The organism is Phenylobacterium sp. VNQ135, from assembly GCF_049445735.1.
Taxonomy (GTDB): Bacteria; Pseudomonadota; Alphaproteobacteria; order Caulobacterales; family Caulobacteraceae; genus Phenylobacterium.
Genome location: NZ_JBMSDS010000002.1, coordinates 792,134 through 817,182, shown reverse-complemented (window position 1 = coordinate 817,182; position 25,049 = coordinate 792,134). Strand labels below are relative to the sequence as shown.

Below are 25,049 nucleotides of genomic sequence, written 5' to 3'. Positions count from 1 at the left end.
CGCCACGCATCGTTATGATGCCGTCAGAAGACCAAATGAAGTGGGGGGAGGCCAGTGGACTTCGAGCTTTCCGAAGAGCACCGCATGCTCAAGGATCTGGTCGCGCGGTTCGTCCGCGACGAGCTCATGCCGCTCGAGGCCGGCGTCATGGCCCGCGAGGCCGAGGGCAAGGGGCTGGGCCTTTCCGACGCCGAGCACGCCCGCCTGGACCAGGTCTCCCGCGATCTCGGCCTCTGGGGCCTGGATGCGCCCGAGGACGTGGGCGGCGTCGACCTGCCGATGGTGGCCATGGTGGGCGTCGAGGAGGAGATGGGCCGCACGGTCACGCCCTACACCCTGCCGCCCGACAGCCCGAACCTGCGCATGCTGATGGCGACCGTGGACGAGCGCCAGCGGGCCGCCTACCTGGCGCCCTACGTCGCCGGAAAGACCGTCTCGGCGATCGGCATCTCGGAGCCGGGCGCGGGCTCGGACCCGGCGGCGATGACCACGCGGGCGGTGCGGGACGGGGACGACTGGGTCATCGATGGCCGCAAGATTTGGATCAGCCGCGCCGACCACGCCGACTTCACGATCCTGATGGCCGTGACCGATCGCGAGAAGGGCGCTCGCGGCGGGATCTCGGCCTTCCTGGTCGACAAGGGAACGCCCGGTTTCAACGTCCTGCGCCGCATCCCCATGCTCGGGGGGCAGTACACCTACGAGATCGCGCTGGAAGGCTGCCGGGTCGAGGGATGGAAGCTGCTGGGCCAGGAGGGCGCCGGCTTCGCGCCGATGCAGACCAGGCTGGGCACCCGGCGCATCCAGATGGCGGCCTGGTCCGTCGGCATGGCGCAACGGGCGCTGGACATGCTGATCGAGTACGCGCCGCAGCGGAAGACCTTCGGGGCCCCGCTGTCCGAACGGCAGGCGATCCAGTTCTGGGTCGCCGAGGCCGCGACCAAGATCCACGCCGCCCGGCTGATGACCTACGACTGTGCATGGAAGCTGGACAGCGGCCGCGACGTCCGCTCCGAGATCAGCATGATCAAGTGGTACGCCACCGAAATGGCCTATGAGACGGTCGACCGGGTCATGCAGGCCTTCGGCGCCATGGGCGTGACCAAGGAGCTGCCGCTGCAGCTCATGCAAGCCAAGCTGCGCACCATGCGCATCTATGACGGCCCCACCGAGATCCATAAGTGGGTGGTGGCCAGGAACCTTCTGGGGACGCGGAAATGAAGTCAGCTTACGGCGATCACGTCACGGTCGCGACGGACGGCAATGTGGCGGTGGTCACCCTCAACCGGCCGCCGCACAACTTCGTCTCGGTCGATTTCATGCGCGACCTGGCCGACGCCCTGGACGACATCGACGGGCACGGCGCGGCGCGGGCGGTGGTGCTGCAGAGCGAGGGCAAGACCTTCTGCGGCGGCGCCGACTTCTCGTCCGACACCGACCGCGTGGCCTCGGGCATGGACGGCGTCCAGGCCCTCTACGCCCAGGCGATCCGCCTGTTCTCCGCGGAGACGCCTATCGTGGCCGCCGTGCAGGGCTCGGCGGTGGGCGCGGGCCTCGGCCTGGCGCTGACCGCCGACTTCCGCGTCGCGGCGCCGGAAGCCCGGTTCGTGGCCAACTTCACCAAGCTGGCCTTCCATCCCGGCTTCGGGCTCACCTACACCTTGCCGCGGCTGATCGGGCCGCAGCGGGCGAACCTGATGTTCCTCACCGGCCGGCGGATCAAGGCCGAGCAGGCGCTGGAATGGGGTCTCTGCGACGAGGTCGTCCCGGCGGAGGAGCTGCGCGCCGCGGCCCTGCGGCTGGCGGCCGAGATCGCCGAGAACGCGCCGCTCGCCACGGTTTCGACCCGCAAGACCCTGCGCGCCGGCCTCGCCGAGGCGGTGAAGGCCCAGACGGTGATCGAGCACCGCGAACAGGCCCTGCTGCGTGTGACCGAGGACTTCAAGGAAGGCGTTCGCTCGGTGGCCGAGCGCCGGCCGGGGAACTGGGTGGGGCGCTAACCCAGGTTGAAGCGCTCGCCGGCGGCGCGTTCGCACTCGGCGGCAAGCTCCTTGAAGAGCAGGCTGAGGATCACGAGCGCCCGGCCCTCGACGTCGGGCGCCTCGGCGCCCGGGTGCCAGTCGACCGCCATGTCGAAGTTGATCTCGGGGATAAGAGCGTTGCGCCCGAGGATGCTGACCACCGCCTCGCCCGGCTGTCCGGGCTTGGCGCGGGCGGTGACCACCCAGCGGAGCTGCTCGTTGGTGCGGTCGGCCATGGCTAGCCCTCCACGGCGGCGGGCGCGGCGGGCGCCAGCGCCGCGGCTTCGCGGGCGAGCTGGGTGATCCGGTCCCAGTCGCCGGCGCGGACGGCCTCGGCTGGCGCCACCCAGCTGCCGCCCACGCAGATCACATTGGGCAGGGCCAGGTAGTCGGCGGCGTTCTTCGCATTCACCCCGCCCGTCGGGCAGAAGGTCGCCTGCGGGAACGGGCTCTGGAACGCATTCAGCGCCTCCACCCCGCCCACGACATTGGCCGGAAAGAGCTTGAAGTGGGTGAAGCCGGCGGCGAGGCCCGCCATCAGCTCGGTGGCGGTGGCGATGCCCGGCAGCAGGGGCGTCGGGCCGTCGGGCCCCTCGCCCTCGATCAGGCCGGGGCTGACGGCGAACTGCGCGCCGGCGTCGGCGGCCGAGCGGCGCATCTGGCGGTTCAGAACGGTCCCGGCACCCACGACGGCGCCTTCGATCTCGCTCATGGCGGCGATGCAGTCCATGGCCGCCGGCGTGCGCAGCGTCACCTCCAGCACCGTCAGGCCGCCGGCCACGAGGGCCCGGCCGAGCGGCGCGGCGTGCTCCACATCGTCGACCACCAGGACCGGAATGACCGGCGCGCGGGTCAGGATGCTGGCGATGGTCATAGGCGCTCCATCTGCTCGAGTTCGCGCGCCGCCCCGATGATGGCGGGGTAGGGGTGGGTCACCAGGAAGGTCGGGATGCGGCGGACGTAGTCCGAGAGCCGGCCCTTGGCCTCGAACCGCTGGCGGAAAGGGCTGTCGGAAAGGCGGTCGGCCATCCGCGGCGCGATGCCGCCCGAGACATAGACCCCGCCCCGCGCGCCCCAGCTCAGCGCCAGGTCGCCCGCCACGTCGCCGAGGATTCCGCAGAAGCGGTCGAGGGTGGCGCCGGCCATGGGATCGCCCGCGAGGCCTTCGGACATCACCGCCGTCTGGTCGGCGAGGACGGCGTCGCGCCCCTCGATGGCGCAAAGCGAGACGTAGAGGTCGTAGAGACCGGCGCCCGAAAGCAGGCGCTCGATGGAGACGCGGCCGTACTTCTCGCGCAGGCGCCGCCAGACCTCGACCTCCACCTCGTCGGTCGGCGCGAATCCGCCGTGGCCGCCCTCGGTGGCCACCGCCACGTCGCCGCGATCGCTGCGGGCCAGGCCCGCCACCCCGAAGCCGGTGCCCGCGCCCAGCACGACCACCGGACATCCGTAGGCCCCGCGGCCGGCGCCGTCGCCGATCCGCCGCAGGTCGTCCTCGTCCAGCCGCGGACAGGCCAGGGCCTGGGCGGCGAAGTCGTTGATCAGGCTGACCGCCTCGAACTCGAAGTGGGCAAGCAGGTCGCCTTCCGAGATCACCCAGTCGAGGTTGGTGAACTCGATCTCGCCCTCGAGGACGGGGCCGGCCACGGCGATCACCGCCTTCGGCGGCCGGCGCTTGCCCGCGGTCGTCTCGAGGTACTCCTCAACGATGGCGGTGAGGCTCGGATAGTCCTTCGCCTGGAAGGTGCGCGGATTGCGGACGCGGCCCTCCGTGTCCACCAGGGCGAAGCGGGCGTGGGTGCCGCCGACGTCGCCGACCAGGCCGGTGTATTGGGGCTTCATGCGTTCAGGCCGCCTCGAAGAGGGCGCAGGCGCCCGTGTCCGCCGGGCCCGCGGCCCGACGCATCCAGCCGAACAGCTCCCGCCCGTAGCCGAAGCCCGACGGGGCGCAGCGAGCCGCCTCGCGGGCCATGAGTTCGCGCTCGTCCACCTTGATCTCCAGTCGACCGGTTTCGGCGTCCAGCCGGATGATGTCGCCGTTCCGGACATAGGCCAGCGGTCCGCCATCGGCGGCCTCGGGCGTCACGTGGATCGCGGCCGGCACCTTGCCCGACGCGCCCGACATGCGGCCGTCGGTGACCAGCGCCACCCTGAAGCCCTTGTCCAGCTGGACGCCAAGGGGCGGCGTCAACGAGTGCAATTCGGGCATGCCGTTGGCCTTGGGGCCCTGGAAGCGGACCACGGCCACGAAGTCGCGGTTCAGCTCGCCGCGCTTGTGGGCGGCGAGCAGCTCGTCCTGGTCTTCGAAGACCAGCGCCGGCGCCTCGATCACGCGGTGCTCGGGCTTCACGGCCGAGGTCTTTAGGACCGCACGGCCGAGGGGGCCGGTGAGCAGGCGCATGCCGCCGTTCGGCTGGAAGGGATCGTCGACGGGGCGCAGGATATCCCTGTCGAGCGAGGCGGCCGGGCCGTCGCGCCAGACCAGCTTGCCGCCGTCCAGGAACGGCTCCTGCGTGTAGCGGCGCAGACCCTGGCCGGCGACGGTCATGACGTCCTCGTGCGCCAGGCCGGCGTCGAGCAGCTGACGCGTGACGAAGGCCATGCCGCCGGCCGCGTGGAAGGCGTTCACGTCTTCCGAGCCGTTCGGATAGACCCGGGCGATCAACGGCGTGACCTTGGATAGGTCGTCCATGTCCTCCCAGGTGATCTGCACGCCGGCGGCGCGCGCCATGGCCAGGATGTGCAGGGTGTGGTTCGTCGAGCCGCCGGTGGCGAGCAGGCCGGCGATGGCGTTCACCAGGCTCTTCTCGTCGATCACCTGGTAGAAGGGCGCATAGCCGTTCGTGCCGTCGCGGATCTCGACCGCCCGCTTCGGGGCGTAGGCGGTAAGCGCGTCGCGCAGCGGCGTGTTCGGCGTGACGAAGGCGGCCCCCGGCAGGTGCAGGCCGGTCATCTCCATCATCATCTGGTTGGAGTTGGCGGTGCCGTAGAAGGTGCAGGTGCCCGGCCCGTGGTAGGACTTCATCTCGGAGTCCAGCAGCTCGTCGCGGGTGGCCTTGCCCTCGGCGTAGAGCGCGCGGACGCGGGCCTTCTCTGCATTGGAGATGCCCGAGGTCATCGGCCCGCCGGGCACGAAGATCACCGGCAGGTGGCCGAAGGCGGCGGCGCCGATGAACAGGCCCGGCACGATCTTGTCGCAGATGCCCAGCATGAGGGCGGCGTCGAAGGCGTCATGGGTCAGGGCGACCGCCGTCGACATCGCGATGACGTCGCGGCTGAACAGCGACAGCTCCATGCCCGGGCGCCCTTGCGTGACCCCGTCGCACATGGCGGGCACGCCCCCGGCGTACTGGGCCGTCGCGCCCGCCTCGCGGGCCGCCTTGCGGATGATGTCGGGGAACCGCTCGTACGGCTGATGGGCCGAGAGCATGTCGTTGTAGGCCGAGACGATGGCGACGTTGGGCGCGGACGGATCGCGCATGCGCACCTTGTCGCCCTCGGGCTGGGCGGCGAAGGCATGGGCCCAGTTGGCGCAGGACAGCTTGCCCCGCCCAGGCGACTGACCGCGCGCGGCGTCCATGCGCGCGACGTAGTCCGCGCGGCTCTCGCGGCTGCGCTCGACGATGCGTCGGGTGACCTCGGCCGTGACCGGATGCATGGGCCTCAATCCTCAAAGCGGCGGGTGGCTCTTACGCGCTAACGCACAGGCTGGGCGCAGGAACCGACCGGACTCCTAAGAGAGAGCACCGGCGGCCCTCAGGCCGAGTGCTCGGGTGACCAGAAGATACGAACCGGCGCGCGCGCCCGGGAGAGCAGCCGGCCGACCGGCAGGTCCTGTCCGCCCTGGGCGCGGGCGAGGACCTCGCGCTTAGCCTCCCCGGCGATCAAGAGGAAGATGGCGCGCGCGTCTGCCACCGCCGAAAGGCTCAGACTGACCCGCGGCAGGGGCGGCTTGCCGACGCCTGCCGGAACATCGACCAGGATCTCGTCGGTGGAGAGCCCCGCTTCGAGCCCGGGGTCGCCGGGGATCAGCGAGGCGACGTGGCCGTCCTCGCCCATGCCGAGCATGACCGCGTCGAACGGCATGAGGGCGGCCAGGGCGGCGGGGTCCGGCTTCGGCCAGAGCGGCAGGAAGCGGGCCTTGGCCGCCGGCCCGACCAGCAGCCGCTCCCGGACGGTGCGGGCGTTGGACTCCGGGGCGTCGGCCGCGACGCAGCGTTCGTCGGACAACGTGACCACCACGCGCGCCCAGTCCAGCGAGGTCGCCAGAGGCTCGGCGGCGAGGGCGTCGAACACCGGTCCAGGTGAGCGGCCGCCCGTCGCGACCAGGCCGGCCCGGCCGCGCGTGGCCAAGCCATCCCTGAGGCAGCCGGCGATCGCATGGGCGCAGGCCTCGCCCACGGCCTGGGCGGAAGGATAGATTTCCAGCATCGCGCCTTCATAGCGGGCCGGCCCGCCGCCGTCGCCCTTGGCGCCGACGGATCAGCGCCTGGGCGTATGCGCCAGCCGGAGAATGTTCGCCGCGCCGGGGCTGCCCATCGGCAGGCCCGCCAGGATCAGCACGCGCTCGGCAGGTCCGGCGAGGCCCGAGGCCATGGCCTCCTGGCAGGCGAGCTTGGGGATGTCCTCCGGGTCGCGGATGTCGGGCACCACCCGCGCCTCGACGCCCCAGGCCAGGGCCAGCCGCCGGGCGGTGGCGAGGCGGGGCGTCAGCGCCAGGGTCGGCTGCACCGGTCGTTCGCGGCCGAGCCGGAGCGCCGTCGTGCCCGTGAGCGTGAAGGCGGCCACGCAGGCGGCGGCGGCGGCGTCCGCGGCGTGGAAGGCTGCCGCCACCAGGGCGTCGGCGTCGCCCAGGTCGTGCTCGGCCCGCATGAGCTCGGGCCAGCGGGCGTCCTGCTCCACCCGGGTGATGATGCGGTCCATGATGCCGACGGCCTCGACGGGATAGTCGCCCGCCGCCGTCTCGGCCGAGAGCATCACGGCGTCCGCGCCCTCGTAGACCGCGCCGGCCACGTCCGAAGCCTCGGCGCGGGTCGGCGTCGGCGAATGGATCATGCTCTCCAGCATCTGGGTGGCGACGATGACCGGGATGCCGCGGGTGCGGGCGGCGCGGACGAGCTGCTTCTGGACGACGGGGACGTCCTCGGGATTGAGCTCCACGCCGAGGTCGCCGCGGGCCACCATGATCGCCTCGGAGAGATCGAGGATCTCGTCCAGCGCCTCCAGCGCCGCCGGCTTCTCGATCTTGGCCAGCACGCCGGCGCGGCCGTTCACCAGCTTGCGAAGCTCGGCCATGTCGGAGGCGCGCTGCACGAACGACAGCGCCACCCAGTCGACGCCCTCGTTCAGGGCGAAGGCAAGGTCCTTGCGATCCTTCTCGGTGAGGGCCGGGATCGGGATCGCCAGCCCCGGCAGGTTCAGCCCCTTGTGGTTGGAGAGCTTCTCGCCGGCCTCGACGACCGTCTCGGCCCAGTCGGGGCCGTGGGCGGTGACGCGCAGGCGGACCTTGCCGTCGTCCAGCAGGACAAGGGCGCCCTCTCGCAGGGCGGCGAACACCTCGGGATGCGGCACGCCGATCCGCTCGGAGGTCCCCAGGGCCTTGTCCATATCGATGCGGAAGGCCTGGCCGGCCCGCAGCGGCGCGGAGTCGCCTTCGAACTTGCCCAGCCGCAGCTTCGGCCCCTGCAGGTCGGCCAGCACGGCCACGGGGCGGCCCACCGTCTTCTCCGCTTCGCGGATGTGGCGGATGGTGCGGGCGTGATCCTCGTGGCTGCCGTGGCTGAAGTTCACGCGGAACACGTCGGCGCCCGCCATCGCGAGCGCGCGCACCTGATCCAGTTCGCGGCTCGCGGGGCCAAGGGTCGCGACGATGCGGGCGCGGCGGGCTCGGATCATTATTTCCGTCGGTTTCTGAGGGCTCGAACCTACGAACTGACGAAGCGACTCGCGAGGTCCCGGCGCCAAAGTTATCCAATCACGTTTAGCTCACGTCGAGCGGAAACCGGGACGAAGCGCCCAACCCGCCAAACCCGCCCAAGGAGATGCGCCTCTTGAGCCAGAGCCTGGACCTGTTCCCGATCGGCAACTGCGCGGCCAGCGCCCTGATCGACCGGGCCGGACGCTACGTCTGGGCCTGCGCGCCGCGGGTGGACGGCGACCCCCTGTTCTGCGCGCTGCTGGACCCCCGGGACCCGGGCGACGAGACCGCCGGCGGCCTGTGGGCGATCGACGTCGAGGGCGCGAGCGAGATCGAGCAGGCCTACCTGCGCAACACCCCGATCCTGAGGACCGTGATCCGCAACGTCGACGGGGCGGCGGTGGAGATAATCGACTTCTGCCCGCGCTACCGCCACTTCGGCCGGCAGTACCGGCCGCTGGCCTTCGTGCGCATGGTCCGGCCGATCTCCGGCGCGCCGCGGATCCGCGTGCGCCTGAAGCCGATGATGAACTACGGCGAGCGGCCCTGCTACCAGACCGCCGGCTCCAACCACATCCGCTATGTGGGGGCGGAGACCACGCTGCGGCTCACCACCGACTGCCCAGTCAGCCACATCACCGAGGAGCGGACGTTCCGGCTGGAGAAGCCGCTGCAGTTCTTCCTGGGGCCGGACGAGGGCCTGGACGCCGACGTCGACAGCGTGACCAGCCGCATGCTGCGCGAGACGACCGACTACTGGCGCGGATGGGTGCGCACGCTCTCCGTGCCGCTGGAGTGGCAGGAGGCGGTGATCCGGGCGGCGATCACCCTGAAGCTCTGCCAGTACGAGGAGACCGGCGCGATCGTCGCGGCGCTGACCACCTCGATCCCGGAGCATCCCGACGCGCCCGGCCAGGGCCGCAACTGGGACTACCGGTACTGCTGGCTGCGCGACGCCTACTACGTGGTCCAGGCGCTGAACCGGCTGGGCGCCGCCGACATGCTGGAGAACTACCTGGTCTATCTGCGCAACTTGGTGGACCAGGCCGGGCGGGGCGACATGCAGCCCGTCTATGGCGCGACCGGCCAGCAGGCCATCCCCGGCCTCGGTCCCGGAACGATCGTCGACCGCACCAAGGCCGGCCACGTTCAGCCGGTCTATGGGGTGGGCCTGGAGCCGGTGCTGACCGAATGGATCGCGCCGCACCTGGCGGGCTACCGCGGGATCGGGCCGGTGCGGATCGGCAACCAGGCGCACGAGCACCTGCAGCACGACGTCTATGGCCAGATCGTGCTCTCCACGGTGCAGGCGTTCTTCGACGAGCGGCTGCTGCGCCCGGCGACCGCCGACGATTTCCGCGCCCTGGAGCCGATCGGCGAGCGGGCGTTCGAGCTGCACGACAAGCCGGACGCGAGCCTTTGGGAGTTCCGCGGCCGGGAGGCGGTGCACACCTATTCCTCGGTCATGTGCTGGGCCGCCTGCGACCGGCTCGGCAACGCCGCCGAGAAGCTGGGCCTCGCCGACCGCGCCAAGTACTGGAACGACAAGGCCGCCGCGGTCCGCAAGACCATCGAGACTCGCGCCTGGAACGAGAAGGAGGGCCGCTTCGCCGCGACCTTCGGCGGCGACGAGCTGGACGCCTCCCTCCTCCAGCTCATCGACGTTCGCTTCGTCCGGCCTGACGACCCGCGCATGCAGGCCACCATGGCCGCGGTCGAAGAGGGCCTTCGGCGCGGTCCGTTCATGCTGCGCTACGCCCTGCCCGACGATTTTGGCCTGCCGCAGACGGCGTTCAACTTCTGCACCTTTTGGCTGATCGAGGCCCTGCACCTGTCCGGCCGGACCGCCGAGGCGCGCGAGCTGTTCGGGGAGATGCTGGGCCGCCGCACCGCCGCCGGGCTGCTGTCGGAGGACATCTCGTTCACCGGCGACGAGCTCTGGGGGAACTACCCGCAGACCTACTCGCTGGTGGGGCTGATCAACTGCGCGACCCTGCTGTCCAAGCCCTGGACGAGCGTGCGCTAGGGAACCTTCGCCGCTGTTCGGGGGTAATGCCGGTATGACCGACGAAGCTAAGCTGCGTGAAGCGCTGGAGGCGGCCGACGCCGTCATCAGCCGCATCCAGGAACTCGCGGCCGACCGCCTGTCGAAGCCCGGCGCCTTCGACGAGGCCCGGGCCTTCTACGACATCGTCGAGATCCTCGAGACCTCGTCCGAGATCGGCAAGGTACGCATGGCGTTGGACCGCGATCCGTTCCGCTTCGGCGAGCCGACGCCCGTGTCGCGGGCCGGGCACACCGGCTAGTCCGACCAGGTCTTTCCGAAGCGCTCGATGAGGCCGAAGGCGCCGGAGGGACCCCAGCTTCCGGCGGCGTAGGGCTTGGGCGCGATGTTGGCCTCGGCCCACGCGTCGGCGACCCCGTCGACCCAGCGCCAGGCCTCTTCCACCTCGTCGCGGCGGACGAACAGCGTGGCGTCGCCGTGCAGAACGTCCAGCAGCAGGCGCTCGTAGGCGATCCGCCGGCGGCCGCCCTTGCCCTCGTAGGTGGAGAGCAGGCTCAGCGACAGAGGCAGCGACTGCAGCCGCATGCCCCCCGACGACAGCCCCGGCGCCTTGTTCATGAGGGTGAGCGAGATGTCCTCGTCCGGCTGCAGGTCGATGACCAGCCGGTTGGGCGAAAGGTCCGCCGCCGAGGCCTGGCCGAAGATCGAGTGGGGCACCGGCTTGAACTGGATGGCGATCTGGGTGCGCTTCTCGGGCATGCGCTTGCCGGTCCGCAGGAAGAACGGCACGCCGGCCCAGCGCCAGTTGTCGATGTCGGCCCGGAGCGCCACGAAGGTCTCGGTCCCGCTCTTCTGCCCACGCTCGGTCTCGTAGCCCTCGACCGACTTCCCGCCGACGACGCCCGGCGTGTACTGGCCGCGCACCGACTTGTCGGCGGCGTCCAGGCGGGTGAAGCGGCGGAGCGAGCGCAGCACCTTCACCTTCTCGTTTCGGACCGAGTCCGGCTCCATGTCGGCGGGCGGCTCCATCGCCACCAGGCACAGGAGCTGCAGCATGTGGTTCTGCAGCATGTCGCGAAGCGCCCCGTACTCGTCGTAGTACGGCCAGCGGGCGCCGACGCCCTCCGTTTCGGCCACGGTGATCTGCACGTGGTCGATGGAGAGGCTGTTCCAGAGCGGCTCGAAGAGGGTGTTGGCGAAACGAAGGGCGATCAGGTTCTGCACCGTCTCCTTGCCGAGGTAGTGGTCGATGCGGAACACCTGCCCCTCGTCGAAAACCTGGCCCAGCACGCCGTTGATGTGGCGGGAGGTCTCGAGATCGCGGCCGATCGGCTTCTCCAGCACGATGCGCGAGGCGTCGGTGGCCAAGCCCGCGTCCCTCAGCGACAGAGTCACGCGCTCATAGAGGCTGGGCGAGATGGCCAGGTAGAAGATCGGACGGGCCGCCTGGCCCAGCGCAGACTTCAGTCCCGCGGCGCCCTCGGGCGTGGTGGCGTCGGCGGCCACGTAGTCCAGCCGCCCCGCGAAGCGCGTCCAGGCCTGGTCGTCGACGCCTTCGGAACGCGCCTGCAGGATCTCGCGCGTGGCCTCGACGAACGCCTCGCGGCTCATGTCCTGCCGGGCGCTGGCGATGATCCGGAACCCCTCGGGCAGGAAGCCGTCCTGATCCAGGAAGTAGAGCGACGGCAGCAGCATCCGCCTGGCGAGATCGCCCGTGCCGCCGAACAGCACGATCGCGTCAGCCTGCGCCGTTTCGGCCATGGGATGTCCTTGGGAGTTCGAAGCGTCGAAGAGGAGGAGCGCGAAAGCACGCCATGGCCGCCGGAACGTCAAGACCGGGTTGCGTGTTCGAGCTTGAAGCCGAGTTCGGATCAAAAGAGGCGCCTGGGCGTTTAGCAGCGACAGGGGTGGGTCCTTCATGTCGGTAGAAGCTCTCACAATCGGTCTTCCTGCGCCCAAGCCGTTGCGGCTGCGGGACGCGGCGCTGTTCCTCGATCTCGACGGGACGCTGGCGCCGATCGCCGCGCGCCCGCAGGACGTGCGGCCGGACGCGCGTCGCACGCGCCTGCTGGAGACGCTGCAGCGCGGCCTCGACGGCCGTCTCGCGGTGGTGAGCGGCCGGACCCTGGCCGATGTCGACCGCATCCTGGAGGGGCGCGTGTCCTGCGTGGCCGCCGTGCATGGCCTCGTGCGCCGGGACTGCAACGGCGACATGCACGAGGCGCCGCCGCACCCCGCCCTGGCCGAGACCGTCCGGCGCCTGCGCGAGTTCGCCAGCCGCGATTCCGGCCTGCTGGTCGAGGAGAAGGGCGCGAGCGCAGCCCTGCACTTCCGGCTGGCGCGCGCCTACGCCGGCGAAGCCCGGGCCCTGGCCCAGAGGATCGCCGCCGAGACCGGCCTCGTGCTGCAGGAAGGCGACATGGTCGAGGAGCTGCGCACGCCGGGCCCGACCAAGGGAGACTCCATCCGCGCCTTCATGCAGGCGTCCCAGTTCCAGGGCGCGGTCCCGATCTTCGTGGGAGACGACGCCACCGACGAGCACGGCTTCGAGGCGGCGCGGCGGCTGGGCGGCTATGGCGTGCTCGTCGGCCCGCCGCGGGAAACCCACGCATCGTTTCGCCTGCCCGGCGTCGACGCGGTGATCGCCTGGCTCGAGGCCGCCGGCTGATGCGCCTGATCGTCGTCTCCAACCGGGTGAATCCGCCTTCGGGCGAGGGCGACGAGAGCGTCGGCGGGCTGGCCATGGCGCTGGCGGCGGCGCTGCGCGAATACTCCGGCCTGTGGTTCGGCTGGAGCGGCAAGACGACGCCCGAGTTCACCGGCCAGCTCGCGATCGAGAAGGTCGGAGGCGTGACGGCGGCGACCGTCGATCTCGAAGAAGCCGACCTCGACGAGTACTACAACGGCTACGCCAACAAGACGCTGTGGCCGCTGTTCCACTATCGCACCGACATCGCCGCGTACGACCGCGTCTATGGCCAGGGCTATGCGCGGGTGAACGCCCGGTTCGCCGACACCCTGGCGCCCCTGATCGAGCCGGACGACCTCGTCTGGATCCACGACTACCACCTGATCCCCCTAGCGCGGGAACTGCGCAAGCGGGGCATCAAAAACCGGATCGGCTTCTTCCTGCACGTTCCCTGGCCGGCCCATCAGGTGTTCATCAACCTGCCCGGCCACCGGCAGCTCGTGGAGGCGATGTTCGACTACGACCTGCTGGGCTTCCAGACCGTCGACTACCAGCAGGCGTTCGAGGAGTACGTGCTGGCCGAGGCCGACGGGGTGCAGCCGCAGCCCGGCCTGCTTAAGGCCTTCGGCCGGACAGTCGCCACCGGCGCGTTCCCCATCGGCATCGACGCCGAGGACTTCGCCAAGGCCCTGAAGAACGCCAAGGCGCGGCGGATGCGGGACCTGATGACCGCCTGCACCGTGTTCCGCCACCTGATCGTGGGCGTCGACCGGCTCGACTATTCCAAGGGCCTCGAGGAGCGGTTCCTCGGCTTCGAGCGGTTCCTCACGGCTAACCCCGACATGCGCCGCGAGGTGCTGATGCTGCAGATCGCCCCGGTGAGCCGCGAGAGCGTCGAGGCCTATCAGGAGATCCGCAGTCGCCTGGACTCGCTGTCGGGCCGCATCAACGGCGCCTTCGCCGACGTCGACTGGGCGCCCATCCGCTATGTGAACAAGAACTACCGCCGCGACGAACTGGCCGGCATCTACGGGGCAGCGCGCGTGGGCCTGGTCACACCGCTGCGCGACGGCATGAACCTGGTCGCCAAGGAGTTCGTGGCCGCCCAGAACCCGGAGGACCCGGGGGTCCTGATCCTGTCGCGCTTCGCCGGCGCGGCGCGACAGATGAAGGAGGCGCTGCTGGTCAATCCGAACAGCGCCGAGGAACTGGCCGATGCGCTGAAGCGGGCGCTGGCCATGGACAAGGCCGAGCGGATCCGGCGGTGGAGCGCGCTCGTCGAGACCGTCCAGCGTGAGGACGTCACCGCTTGGCGCGACGCCTACGTCCAGGCGCTTGCCGGCGTGAAGGAAGCCCGGCCGGCGCTCGCGAGCTGAAACTCAAGGCTCAGCAACTCGCAGGTTCGGCCTCGCGTTCACCCAGCGCAGCCTGTGGAGTGACCGTTGGCCGACAAGCTCGCCAAGTACCGTTCGATGCGCGACTTCGCGAAGACCGCGGAGCCTGCGGGCGCGGATAGGACGAAGGCGTCCAAGCGCCTGCGGTTCGTCATCCAGAAGCATGCCGCCACGCGCCTGCACTACGACTTCCGCCTCGAGCTGGACGGCGTCTTCCTGTCGTGGGCGGTGACCAAGGGGCCGTCGCTGAACCCCGCGGACCGGCGCCTGGCGGTGCAGACCGAGGACCATCCTCTGGACTACGGGGACTTCGAAGGCACGATCCCCAAGGGCCAGTACGGCGGCGGCACGGTGATGCTGTGGGACCGCGGCTACTGGGAGCCGGAGGGCGACCCCCGGGCCATGCTGAAGAAGGGGGACCTGAAGTTCACCCTGGACGGCGACCGGCTGAAGGGATCGTGGGTGCTGGTCCGCATGAAGCGGCGGGAACGCGAGAAGCGCGACAACTGGCTGCTCATCAAGCACCATGACGGCTGGTCGTTGGAAGACCACGGCGAACTGCTGGTCGAAGGCGAACTCACCTCCGTCGCTTCGGGGCGCACCATGGACGAGATCGAGGCCGGCAAGGGCAAGGGGCCGACCAAGTTCATGACCGGCAAGGGCCGCGCGTCGGGCAAGGACGTCTGGCAGTCGAACCGCGCCGAGAAGGAGCCGCCGCGTCCCGCGGCAGAGAAGGCCGCGCCCCCGAAGCGCGTGTCGGCGCCGAAGCCGAAGGCCGCCGGCCTGCCGGGCTTCGTCGAGCCGCAGCTCGCCAAGTCCGTGGACCGCCCGCCGCCAGGCGCCGACTGGGCGCATGAGATCAAGTTCGACGGTTACCGGCTGCAGCTCCGCGTCGAGAACGGCAAGGCGACGCTCAAGACCCGCAAGGGTCTGGACTGGACCACCAAGTTCAAGGAGATCGCCGCCGACGCCAGCGCCCTGCCCGAGGGGCTCTACGATGGCGAGGCCTGCGCCCTGGACCACAACGGCTCGCCCGATTTCCCGGCGCTGCAGGCGGCGCTGTCCGACGGCAGGACTCAGAACCTGGTGTTCTTCGTCTTCGACGCCCTGTTCCTCGACGGCGAGGACCTGCGCAACCAGCCGCTGCGCGACCGCAAGGCGCGGCTGCGGGCGGCGGTCGAAGGCGCTGGCAAGACGATCGCGCAGCGCATCCGATACGTCGATCATTTCGAGACCGCCGGCGACGCGGTGCTGCAGTCGGCCTGTCGCATGTCGCTGGAAGGCATCATCTCCAAGCGGATCGAGGCCCCCTACCGCTCTGGACGTTCGGACACCTGGCAGAAGTCCAAGTGCCGGGCGGGCCACGAGGTGGTGATCGGCGGATGGACCGGCGAGCGCGGCCAGCTCCGCTCGCTGCTGGTGGGCGTGAACCGGGACGGGCGGCTGGTCTATGTGGGCCGGGTCGGCACCGGGTTCGGCCGCGACACGGTGGCCCGCGTGCTGCCGCGCCTGGAGAAGGTCGCCTCGGAGAAGAGCCCGTTCACCGGACCCAATGCGCCCAAGAAGACCGGCGACATCAACTGGGCGCGGCCCGACCTGGTGGCCGAGATCGAGTTCGCGGGCTTCACCGGCGACGGCAATGTGCGTCAGGGCAGCTTCAAGGGCCTGCGCGAGGACAAGCCGGCGGCCGAGGTCGAGGCCGAGGTCCCCGCCCGGACCGAACTGGCCGAGCCCGAGCCGAAGCCGGCCGCCAAGCCCAGGTCCGCGTCAAAGCCCAAGCCAGGGTCGAACGTGGTCATGGGCGTCGTGCTGTCGAACCCCGACAAGGCGCTGTGGCCCGACGACGGCAAGGGCGGCGTGGTCACCAAGCTGGACCTGGCGCGATACCTCGAGGAGGTCGGCCCCTGGATGATGCCGCACATCAAGGGTCGGCCCTGCTCGATCATCCGCATGCCGGACGGCATCAACGGCGACCAGCGCTTCTTCCAGCGTCACGCCGGCAAGGGCTCCTCGGCGCTGATCACCGAGGTTCAGGTGTTCGGCGACCACAAGCCGTATCTGCAGCTCGACCGGATCGAGGCCCTGGCGGCGATGGCCCAGATCGGCGCGGTAGAATACCACCCGTGGGGCTGCCAGCCCTTCCAGCCGGAGGTCCCCGGCCGGCTGATCTTCGACCTCGACCCCGACGAGGACATCCCGTTCACCCGGGTGATCGAAGGCGCGCTGGAGGTGAAGGCGCGCCTCGAGGCGCTTGGGCTCGTGGCCTTCTGCAAGACCACCGGCGGCAAGGGGCTGCACGTCGTCACCCCCCTGAAAGCGGGCAAGGGCGAGATGGACTGGAAGACGGCCAAGAAATTCGCCCAGGACGTCTGCCTGGCGATCGCGGCCGATGCGCCGGACAAGTACGTGGTCAACATGGCCAAGGCCAAGCGTAAGGGTCGGATCTTCCTGGACTATCTGCGCAACGATCGCATGTCGACGGCGGTGGCCCCCCTGTCGCCCAGAGGGCGCCCGCTGGCGCCGGTGTCGTTCCCGCTGACCTGGGACCAGGTGAAGCCCGGGCTCGATCCCAAGAAGTGGACGATCCGCACCGCTCCGGCGCTGCTGAAGAAGACCAAGGCCTGGGCGGACTACTGCGAGGCCGAGCGGCCGCTGAAGGACGCCATCAGAAAGCTGAAGTAGCTAGCGCGCGGCCACGCGCCGCTTTGCGCCCAGCGGGTCCGAGATGCAGGCCGCCTTCATCTTCTGGTTCAGCGCCTCGCGCTCGTCGTCCCGCAGCCGGTTCATGGCGAACGAGGTGGCGGTGCCGGCGAACGGGACGATGAGGTTGCCGACGATCTTGATGACCGCGTGGCCCTCCTTGTTCTCGTCGAACCGGGCGGCCTCCTTGCGCGCCTCGACGCAGCGCTTGCTGGTCCACTTGCGGTCGGTGCTGTCCAGCGAGAGCACGGTCTCGCGCGGTGAGGTGGCGCACGCGGACAGCACCAGCCCCGCGCCGACCAGAACGAGCAGGCTCCGCATGGACGCCTCCGAGTGAACTCCCGAGAGGCCAACACCGGTGAAGCGGGACGGTTCCGCCCCTCAAGCGCGGAGAGGCCCCGGAGCGCGGGCTCCGGAGCCGCCGTCGCTAGAGCAGCCAGTTGGCGGTGTTGGTCACCTGGCCCGTCATGACGATGTCGAGATCGGACCGGCCGTCGCCGTCCACGTCCAGTTTCAGCGTGGAGGCGCCGCCGGCGTAGGTGAGCACCGCCTGGCCCGCCGCGCCAGTGAAGCCCGCCACCAGCGTGAAGGCCTGGTCGCCCGACACGCCGGCGTCGGCGTCGATCTCGGCGAGGTTCAGCCGATCGACGCCCTGTTCGAAGTCGACGATCCGGTCGCTCCCGCCCAGGGCCGTGAAGCGGAAGTCGTCGGCGCCCGCGCCGCCCGAAAGCGTGTCGCTGCCGCCCAGGCCGTTCAGCACGTCATTGCCGCCATTGCCGGTCAGCCGGTTGCCCACGTCGTTGCCGACCAGGTAGTCGCGCTGGGAGCCGCCGATGGCGTTCTCGATGATCGTGCCATAGGCGATGCCGACATTGCCGAACGACAGGGCGCCCACGCCGGTCACGCCCGTGAACGAGGCGATCTGACCCGCCACCGTGTTGGCGATCGTGTTCAGGAAGCCGTTCAGGCCCGCTTCCGTCCAGGGGGCGAAGTCGCCCTGCACCTCGTCGGTGGCGGCGTTGAAGACCCCGGTCGCCGCATTGGCTTCGGCGAGCGTCGGGCGCACGGCGATGGACGAGTAGCTGCCGGGCCGCAGGTCGATGAAAACGCCGGCTCCGGCGCCCGACAGGTCCAGCGTGTCGTTTCCGCCGGCGTCGTAGATGGCGAGATAGGGCGTCTGGTTCGACGAGAAGTCGTAGATGTCGCGGCCCGCGTTCGAGTTGAAGCCGTAGACCGTGTCGCCCGCCCGCGTCGTGGGATCGGCGCCGTACTTCTGCTGGATCACGTAGATGTCGTGCACCATCGGCGTCTGGGCGTTGCCCAGCAGGCCCGTCTCCACGTCCACGGGGAACCCGCCCGACTTCCGCGGGTCGAAGTAGGACATGATGCTGAACTGCTCCGTGTCCTGGGCGTAGAAGGCGTCTTCCTCGTAGGTGATCGGGTCGGGCTGGCCGTCGCCGTCGTTGTCGTCGCTGTAGTTGTAGTCGCCCGGATGGCTGAGCCCCAGCGAGTGGCCGATCTCGTGCACCAGGGTGGTGAAGCCGTAGCCGTTGTAGTTCAGCCAGTTGTTCGTCCAGTTCTCGGCCGGATCGGCGATCCACACGTCGCCCTGGTACTTCGGCCCGCTGTTCGAGCCGTAGTAGGCCCAGGCCTGGGCCGGGCCCGTCGAGGTGTTGGCCAGGGTGATGTCGGCGCCGTTTCCGTTCTTCTCGGTGATGGAGGGGGCGATCAGGTCGTCCCACAGTTCCATGGCCAGGCGGGCCGCGTCCCGCTGCGCCTCGCTGAACGGCGTGAAGCCGGCCGGCTCGGGGAACCCGTTGTTCGGGTTGTGGTAGATGCCGATCGGGTGCTTCCCGTCGAAGAACGTGTAGGTGATCGTCTTGCCGCCGATCGTCGCGCCACTGTCGAGCTGACCGATCACCTGATCCAGCGTGAAGATGGGCTTGCCGGCCCAGGTGGCCTGACCGGCGAGGTCGTCCAGCCGGATCGGCAGGATCCCGGCGCCGTCGGAAGGCGCAGCGAGCCCCAGCCCGCTGATCGAGAGTCGTTCCATTCCCTATGAACCTTGTGGATTTGAGCTGCTCCGGCGCGGGCGACGCCGGCCAGCGACATCCCCCACGCGTGCGATGGGCTCTCGCCCCCCGCTCCTGCAGTCCAGATCACACCCGCCGGTAGAGTGCGCGCAACCCGTATTCGTACGGGGTCAACAGGTTTTCGACATCGCGCCTTCAGTCAAAAGTCAATGAATTACTGTACATGCGATACAGTAACGCTTGTTCAGGCGCGCTTCTTTGCCGGCGCCTTCTTCGGGGCCGGCTTCTTTGCGGAACTTGACGACTTGGCCGGGGCGGACTTCTTGCTCGATGCGGCCGCTCTCGGCGCAGCTTTCCGCCGCTCACCGCCGCCCTGGCCCAGGCTCCGCTTCAGCGCCTCCATCAGGTCGATCACCTCGGCCTCCTTCGGCTGCTCGGGGGCGGTGACCGTGTGGCCCTTCTCCTTTTCCTTGATCAGGGCCCGCAGCGCGTCCTCGTAGCGGTCGTTGAACTGGCTGGGGTCGAAGGCGCCTTCCTGCTGTTCGATGATGCGGGAGGCGATGTCGACCATCTGGGCGTTCACCTTGGCGTCGGGGATGCGGTCGAAGATCTCCTGGGCGTCGCGCACCTCGCGCTTGGTGCGCAGGGTGTAGGCCAGGATGCCCTTGTCCCGCGGCTCCAGCGCCATCAGCCGCTCGCGCTGGTGCATGACGAGGCGCCCGAGAGCCACGCGATCGGCCTTCTCCATGGCCTCGCGGATGACGGTGAAGGCCTCCACCGCCATGTCGCCGTCGGGCACCAGGAAGTAGGGGTCGTTGAAATAAAGACGATCGATGTCGTCGTGGTCGACGAAGCGTTCGATATCCAGCGTCCGGGTGGTCTCCAGCTTCACGTTCTGGATCTCCTCGGGCGTCACCACGACGTAGCGGCCCTTCTCGATCTCGAATCCCTTGACGATCTCGGATCGGTCGACCGGACCCGTCTCTGGATCGGTCGGGATCATCTTGATCCGGTTCATCGTCTCCTTGTGGAGCATGTTGAAATGCACCTCGCCCTGCCGCGAGGTGGCCGTGTAGAGCGCCACCGGGCAGCTCACGAGGGACAGGCGCAGATAGCCCTGCCAGGTCGGACGGGTCGCCATCGAAGTCTCCGGATCAGAGTCCGGAAACGCCAAGCTCGGCGAATCAGTTCGCGAGTCGGATCAGAGACTTAGCGCCGAGGTCACTTCAGCCCCAGCGTCGGCAGCGCCACGGCCTGGACGGCGTCCAGCTTCGGCTTCCGGAAGCCGGTGCGGATCCCGCTGTCGGCCCCGAACTCCATCAGCGGGTCGGAGCCGTCGTAGGCCGGCCAGGCCTCCTTGCCGCACTGGGGCTTGCCGGCCTTGGCGAAGGTCACCCAGCAGGCGTGCATCAGGGTCGCGACGGCCTTGTCCTCGTCGCTGACCACGCTCATCGGCGTGCGCCGGCCCCAGTACTCCCAGACATAGGGGATCTCCGCGGCGTGGGCCGAGGTGTTCACCGACGGCCGCATGCGCGTGGCGACATACGAGAAATGGTAGAGCCAGGCCGGCTGGCCGGGCGCGGCCTTCGCGGCGACCCAGCGCGCCGGCCCGCCGAAGATGCGGTCGGTGAAGAGCGCCCGGGCCAGGCGCTCGTCGCCCTCGGCCGCCTCTTCGCGATAGACGGCGCGGGCGATGGGCGGGATTTGCGCGAGCTGGGCCGGCGGGAGCGGTCCCGGGCCCATCAGGCTGTCCTCGCCCGAGTTCCAGCCGATGATCAGCGGCACGTCGGCGAAGCGGCCGGCGGCGAGCGCCTGGGTCGCCGTCTCGGTCATGACCTTGCCGTCGGTGAACGGCGCGAACTGGGCGTTGACGGCGACCAGTTTCTCGACCGGCAGCGCACGCAGTTCCTCGGCGGTGGCGGCGGTCACGCCCGCCTTGGCCAGGGCGTCGACGCCGGCCTTCTCCTGCTCGGCGAGCGTCTTCGGTTCGAACCAGCCCAGCCCCGACTGGACGATGGCCTTGCGGTAGAGGCCCTTGCCTTCGGGCGTGGCGAGGATCGCCAGCGTGCTCATCCCGCCGGCGCTTTCGCCGAAGACGGTGACGTTCTGCGGATCGCCGCCGAACTTGGCGATGTTCCGCTGCACCCACCGCAGGGCGGCGATCTGGTCCATCAGCCCGTAGTTGCCCACGGGCTGCGAGCCCGCCGCGGCGGTGAGCGCCGGGTGGGCGAAGTAGCCGAGCGCGCCCAGGCGGTAGTTGATCGTGACCACCACCACGCCGTCGCGAGCGAAGTTGGAGCCGTCGTAGATCCAGCCCGCGCCCGTCCGATGCGAGCCGCCGTGGATCCAGACCATCACCGGCGCGGCCTTCGCCTGCTTCGGCGCGAAGACGTTGAGCTGCAGGCAGTCCTCGGAGATGGGCCCATTCGCGCCGCCGGTGTTCGGGGCTCCGTTTGGGTTCATCGGCTGCGGGCAGGAGGGGCCGGCCTTGGCCGCGTCCCGGTCGCCGCGCCACTTCGCCGCCGGCTGCGGCGGAGCCCAGCGCAGGGCGCCGACCGGCGGCGCGGCATAGGGGATGTTGCGGAAGATGTTCGCTCGGTCGTTCGCCTCACCCACGAGGACGCCGGTTTCCACCGTCGCGCGCGGGGCGGGCGCGGGCGCCTGAGCCCAGGCGCTTCCGGCCAACGTCGCCGACGCGAGCCCGATCACCAGTCTGCGCATCACCTGCTCCCCTTCATGACGAAGATTTAACTCGCCCTGATGGCGCCGCTGCAACTGTTCAACACAAAGTCGCCGCTAAGCTTCATGACGAGCCAAGACGAACATCGTTCGGGGGGACGGCACTTGTCCAATACGCATGCGCGCCGGCGGGCGACATCCATCCTGCTGGCCGGGGCCTCGTCGCTGCTGATGGCCTCGGCCGCCGCGGGCCAAGGCGCGGCGCAGAAGCCGCCGCCGAAGGCTCCGCCCGGCAAGCCGCCCGCGACCGTGGAAGGCGTCGTGGTCCAGGGCCAGTCCAGCGGCATGCGGGTGGACATCGACCGCAAAAGCTATGGCGTCGCCTCCGACCTGCAGGCCACCTCGGGTTCGATCGGCGACGCCCTGCGCAACGTGCCGTCGGTGCAGGTGGACGTGCAGGGCAACGTCAGCCTGCGCGGCGATTCCAACGTCACCATCATGATCGACGGCAAGCCCTCGACCATGTTCCAGGGCGAAGGCCGGGGTCAGGCGCTGCAGTCGCTGCCCGCCGACCAGATCGAGCGGGTGGAGGTGATCACCAACCCCTCGGCGGCGATGAACCCGGAGGGCGCGGCCGGCGTGATCAACCTGGTCACGAAGAAGACCCGGCGGCTGGGCAGCTCGGGTTCGGTGCGCGCGAACCTCGGCACGGACAGTCGCTGGAACGTCGGCGTCTCGGGTTCGCGCAACGACGGCAAGCTGACCGTCGCGGGCGACCTCAGCTACCGGCGCGATACGCAGGAGATCGACATCGAGGACCGCCGGAGCCGGCTGGACGGCGCGACCGGACAGGTTCTGGAGAACCGGCAGTACGCCGACATCCGCAACAAGGTCGACATCGCGCTCGGTCGCATCGGTGTCGACTACGATCTGGACGCGAAGAGCCGCCTGAACCTGAGCGTCATGGTTCACGCGATCCGGCCGCAGTCGGACGGTATGGAGCAACTGCAGTACGACGGCGCCGGCGGCGGCGCGGCTCGCGTGATCGAGCGCTTCAACACCGCCGATCAACGCCGGGACAACGTGGACCTGGGCGCGACGTGGCGGCGGAAGTTCGACGGCGAAGAGCACGAGGTCGTCGTCAACGGCAGCTATGAGATCGGCGAGATTCGGCGCGACCGCGGCTCCCTCACCTCGTTCCGGGTCCCCGCCGCGGCCGACACCCTGGAGCTCGGCGACTACGAGAGCAGCACGCGCCAGACGGAGGTGAAGGTCGACTACACCCGGCCGATGCCGGACAACGGCAAGCTGAAGGCCGGCTACGCCTTCCAGTACGACGACAACGCCTTTGAGAACATCGGCCGCCGGGGCCTGGCGAGCATCGCCGACCTGCCGGTCGACCCCGGCCTGACCTACCGCTTCCTGTTCGAACAGACGATCAACGCCGCCTACCTCACCTACCAGCATCCCGTCGGCGACCTGACGGTGCTGGGCGGCCTGAGGCTCGAGGACACGAAGCTCGACCTGAACCTGACGACGGGCGGGCCGGTGCAGGCGGAGAACGACTACACGCGGCTCTATCCCAGCCTGCACCTCTCGTACGCGCTGGGCGAAGGTCGGCAGGTGAGCGCCAGCTACAGCCTGCGCATCCAGCGGCCCACGGCGGACGACCTGAACCCGTTCCTGATCGAGATCGATCCGTTCAACTTCCGGCGCGGCAACCCTCTGCTGAAGCCGCAGGAGACCGACTCGTTCGAGCTGGGCTACCAGCACCGCAAGGCCGGCCAGACCTATGTCGCCACGCTGTACTATCGGCAGAATTCCAAGGGCATCAGCGACGTCGTGCGCGACGTCGGCAACGGCGTCTTCGTGACCACGCGGGAGAACCTGGACGAAAGCCGGGCGGCCGGCCTGGAGCTGGTCGCCAACGGCCGGCTGACGCCGAAGATCACCTACAATCTCAGCGCCAACGCCTACTGGAACGAGATCGACGCCAGCCGGCTGGGCGAAGGCAAACGCGACGGCTACACGCTGAGCGGCCGGGGCAACATCAACTGGCAGGTGACGCCCAAGGACTTCGTCCAGTTCAACGGCTTCATAAACGGCCGCCGGTTGACGGCGCAGGGCCATATGGACGGCATCTCGATGCTGAACATCGGCTATCGCCGCAAGCTGAACGACCAGCTCTCATGGACCCTCACCGCCCAGGACGTGCTGGGGACCTTCAAGGAGACCCAGGTGATCGACACGCCGGTCCTGCAGGGCCGCACCAAGCGGGACTTCAGCCTGCGCGGCGTGTTCGTGGGCTTCAACTACACCTTCGGACGCCAGCGGCAGCGGGATCCCGGCTTCGACTTCGGCGCCGGCGGCCCGCCCGCCACCTGACTTGACCGTGACGCGGGGATCGGGCCTGAAACCGGCATGAGCTCGACCGCCGCCGATCCCGCAACCCTGCAAGCCGCGTGGCGCGACGGCGGCCTGGCGCTGCGTGAAGGGCGCGCCGCCGAGGCGCTGGCGCTTTTCACCCGCATCACCGAGGGCGGCCAGCCCAACGCCGCCGTCTGGATCGGCGTGGCCATGGCGCACAAGGCGCTGGGCGATCGGCCCGCCGAGCGAAAGGCGCTGGAGGCGGCGCTGGCGCTGGAGCCACGCAACGCGCGCGCGCTGCTGATGATGGCCGACAGCTATGCGGCGGACGGCGCCGCCAAGAGCGCCTCGTCCTACTACAACGCCGTGGTGCGGCTGGCCGACATGGGCCAGGTGGAGCCGGCGCTCCAGGCCGAGGCCGCGCGGGCGCGCGCCATGCACGCCCATTACGGCCAGGTCTATGAAGACCACCTTCGCGGCGAACTCGCCGGCCACGGCATCGACCGGCCCGAGGCGCGGCGCGCGCGCAAGGCGGTGGACCTGCTGCTGGGCAAGACCCAGCTCTACCTGCAGCAGCCGATGTACTTCTACTATCCCGAGCTGCCGAACATCGAGTGGGCCGACCGGGCCGACTTCCCGTGGATGGACAAGGTCGAGGCCGCCACCGACGACATCCGCGACGAACTGCTCAAGGTGTTGGAGGAGGAGACGGCGTTCAGGCCCTACGTCGAGGCGGTGGACGGCCGGCCGACGTTCGACAACCTGGGCCTGCTGGGCAATCCGGCGTGGAGCGCCTTCTACCTCTGGAAGGACGGAGACGTCGTCGCGGAGAACGCCGCCCGCTGCCCGAAGACCATGCAGGCGCTGGCCGACGTTCCGCTCTGCCGGATTCCGGGGCGCACGCCCTCGGTGCTGTTCTCGCTGCTCAGGCCCGGCGCGCACATCCCGCCGCACCACGGCTTCATGAATAGCCGCTACATCTGCCACCTGCCGCTGATCGTGCCGTCGGACTGCGCCATGCGGGTGGGCTCGGAGACCCGGCCGTGGACGGTGGGCGAGGCCTGCATCTTCGACGACAGCATCGAGCACGAGGCCTGGAACCGGAACCCCGAGCACCTGCGCGTGGTGATGATCTTCGACATCTGGCGGCCCGAGCTGTCGCCTGCCGAGCGCGACCTGATCAGCGCGACGCTGCAGGCCGTCGACTCCTATGGCGACGCGCCGCCGACGGGGGATTGAGGCTT

General features: G+C 69.8%; 20 protein-coding genes. 9 read left to right on the top strand and 11 right to left on the bottom strand.

Annotated features, from left to right (window positions below; genetic code table 11):
• Positions 1-54 precede the first annotated feature (54 nt).
• Together ACO2Q0_RS09825 and ACO2Q0_RS09820 are read left to right on the top strand one after the other, a co-directional pair.
• Complete coding sequence (locus ACO2Q0_RS09825) at positions 55-1,221, top strand: acyl-CoA dehydrogenase family protein (protein ID WP_423351311.1); 1,167 nt, start codon at positions 55-57, stop codon at positions 1,219-1,221.
• The gene (locus tag ACO2Q0_RS09820; RefSeq protein WP_423351310.1) at positions 1,218-2,000 is read left to right on the top strand and encodes an enoyl-CoA hydratase/isomerase family protein; all 783 of its coding nucleotides are present in this window, start codon (positions 1,218-1,220) and stop codon (positions 1,998-2,000) included. Before ACO2Q0_RS09825 ends, ACO2Q0_RS09820 begins: the two co-directional genes overlap by 4 nt.
• On the opposite strand, the gene ACO2Q0_RS09815 is transcribed toward ACO2Q0_RS09820, so the two are convergent.
• The 6 genes from ACO2Q0_RS09815 to pyk form a co-directional block, all read right to left on the bottom strand.
• Positions 1,997-2,257, bottom strand: a complete 261-nt coding sequence (locus ACO2Q0_RS09815; protein WP_423351309.1) for a hypothetical protein — start codon at positions 2,255-2,257, stop codon at positions 1,997-1,999. The genes ACO2Q0_RS09820 and ACO2Q0_RS09815 overlap by 4 nt on opposite strands.
• A gap of 2 nt (positions 2,258-2,259) precedes the next feature.
• A complete protein-coding gene (eda, locus tag ACO2Q0_RS09810) occupies positions 2,260-2,895 on the bottom strand; it encodes a bifunctional 4-hydroxy-2-oxoglutarate aldolase/2-dehydro-3-deoxy-phosphogluconate aldolase (RefSeq protein WP_423351308.1) in 636 nt (211 codons plus the stop codon).
• Positions 2,892-3,863 carry a glucokinase gene (glk, locus tag ACO2Q0_RS09805; RefSeq protein WP_423351307.1) on the bottom strand — a complete coding sequence of 324 codons (972 nt, stop codon included), beginning with the start codon at positions 3,861-3,863 and terminating at the stop codon, positions 2,892-2,894. The genes eda and glk overlap by 4 nt, the downstream gene beginning before the upstream one ends.
• A 4-nt stretch (positions 3,864-3,867) precedes the next feature.
• On the bottom strand, positions 3,868-5,679 hold the full coding sequence (gene edd / locus ACO2Q0_RS09800) for a phosphogluconate dehydratase (RefSeq protein ID WP_423351306.1): 1,812 nt from the start codon (positions 5,677-5,679) through the stop codon (positions 3,868-3,870).
• Between the two features lie 98 nt (positions 5,680-5,777).
• The gene (pgl, locus tag ACO2Q0_RS09795) at positions 5,778-6,452 is read right to left on the bottom strand and encodes a 6-phosphogluconolactonase (RefSeq protein ID WP_423351305.1); all 675 of its coding nucleotides are present in this window, start codon (positions 6,450-6,452) and stop codon (positions 5,778-5,780) included.
• A 51-nt stretch (positions 6,453-6,503) separates the two neighbouring features.
• Positions 6,504-7,916, bottom strand: a complete 1,413-nt coding sequence (gene pyk, locus ACO2Q0_RS09790; RefSeq protein WP_423351304.1) for a pyruvate kinase — start codon at positions 7,914-7,916, stop codon at positions 6,504-6,506.
• Between the two features lie 146 nt (positions 7,917-8,062).
• Between pyk and ACO2Q0_RS09785 the strand changes: the two genes are divergently transcribed.
• Both ACO2Q0_RS09785 and ACO2Q0_RS09780 read left to right on the top strand, forming a co-directional pair.
• A complete protein-coding gene (locus ACO2Q0_RS09785; RefSeq protein WP_423351303.1) occupies positions 8,063-9,964 on the top strand; it encodes a glycoside hydrolase family 15 protein in 1,902 nt (633 codons plus the stop codon).
• A 34-nt stretch (positions 9,965-9,998) separates the two neighbouring features.
• On the top strand, positions 9,999-10,244 hold the full coding sequence (locus tag ACO2Q0_RS09780; RefSeq protein WP_423351302.1) for a hypothetical protein: 246 nt from the start codon (positions 9,999-10,001) through the stop codon (positions 10,242-10,244).
• Here the strand turns inward: ACO2Q0_RS09780 and zwf are convergent.
• Positions 10,241-11,704: a glucose-6-phosphate dehydrogenase gene (gene zwf / locus ACO2Q0_RS09775; protein ID WP_423351301.1), complete on the bottom strand. Its 1,464-nt coding sequence runs from the start codon at positions 11,702-11,704 to the stop codon at positions 10,241-10,243. The two genes, ACO2Q0_RS09780 and zwf, sit on opposite strands and share 4 nt — an antisense overlap.
• A 157-nt stretch (positions 11,705-11,861) precedes the next feature.
• On the opposite strand from zwf, the gene otsB reads away from it, so the two are divergent.
• The 3 genes from otsB to ligD all read left to right on the top strand — a co-directional run bounded on the left by otsB (position 11,862) and on the right by ligD (position 16,708).
• Complete coding sequence (gene otsB / locus ACO2Q0_RS09770) at positions 11,862-12,611, top strand: trehalose-phosphatase (protein ID WP_423351300.1); 750 nt, start codon at positions 11,862-11,864, stop codon at positions 12,609-12,611.
• Positions 12,608-14,008 carry an alpha,alpha-trehalose-phosphate synthase (UDP-forming) gene (locus tag ACO2Q0_RS09765; protein WP_423351596.1) on the top strand — a complete coding sequence of 467 codons (1,401 nt, stop codon included), beginning with the start codon at positions 12,608-12,610 and terminating at the stop codon, positions 14,006-14,008. Before otsB ends, ACO2Q0_RS09765 begins: the two co-directional genes overlap by 4 nt.
• Positions 14,009-14,074: 66 nt before the next feature.
• A complete protein-coding gene (ligD, locus tag ACO2Q0_RS09760; RefSeq protein ID WP_423351299.1) occupies positions 14,075-16,708 on the top strand; it encodes a DNA ligase D in 2,634 nt (877 codons plus the stop codon).
• On the opposite strand, the gene ACO2Q0_RS09755 is transcribed toward ligD, so the two are convergent.
• The 4 genes from ACO2Q0_RS09755 to ACO2Q0_RS09740 all read right to left on the bottom strand — a co-directional run bounded on the left by ACO2Q0_RS09755 (position 16,709) and on the right by ACO2Q0_RS09740 (position 21,480).
• Entirely contained in the window at positions 16,709-17,047 is a 339-nt protein-coding gene (locus tag ACO2Q0_RS09755) for a hypothetical protein (RefSeq protein ID WP_423351298.1), read from the bottom strand.
• A 106-nt stretch (positions 17,048-17,153) separates the two neighbouring features.
• The gene (locus tag ACO2Q0_RS09750) at positions 17,154-18,779 is read right to left on the bottom strand and encodes a M10 family metallopeptidase C-terminal domain-containing protein (RefSeq protein ID WP_423351297.1); all 1,626 of its coding nucleotides are present in this window, start codon (positions 18,777-18,779) and stop codon (positions 17,154-17,156) included.
• 224 nt (positions 18,780-19,003) lie between these two features.
• Positions 19,004-19,900: a Ku protein gene (locus ACO2Q0_RS09745; RefSeq protein WP_423351296.1), complete on the bottom strand. Its 897-nt coding sequence runs from the start codon at positions 19,898-19,900 to the stop codon at positions 19,004-19,006.
• 80 nt (positions 19,901-19,980) lie between these two features.
• Positions 19,981-21,480, bottom strand: a complete 1,500-nt coding sequence (locus ACO2Q0_RS09740) for a carboxylesterase/lipase family protein (protein ID WP_423351295.1) — start codon at positions 21,478-21,480, stop codon at positions 19,981-19,983.
• Positions 21,481-21,603: 123 nt separating this feature from the next.
• Here ACO2Q0_RS09740 and ACO2Q0_RS09735 point away from each other — a divergent pair, with 123 nt between their 5' ends.
• On the top strand, positions 21,604-23,823 hold the full coding sequence (locus tag ACO2Q0_RS09735) for a TonB-dependent receptor domain-containing protein (protein WP_423351294.1): 2,220 nt from the start codon (positions 21,604-21,606) through the stop codon (positions 23,821-23,823).
• A 36-nt stretch (positions 23,824-23,859) separates the two neighbouring features.
• Positions 23,860-25,044: an aspartyl/asparaginyl beta-hydroxylase domain-containing protein gene (locus ACO2Q0_RS09730; RefSeq protein ID WP_423351293.1), complete on the top strand. Its 1,185-nt coding sequence runs from the start codon at positions 23,860-23,862 to the stop codon at positions 25,042-25,044.
• Positions 25,045-25,049: the final 5 nt, after the last annotated feature.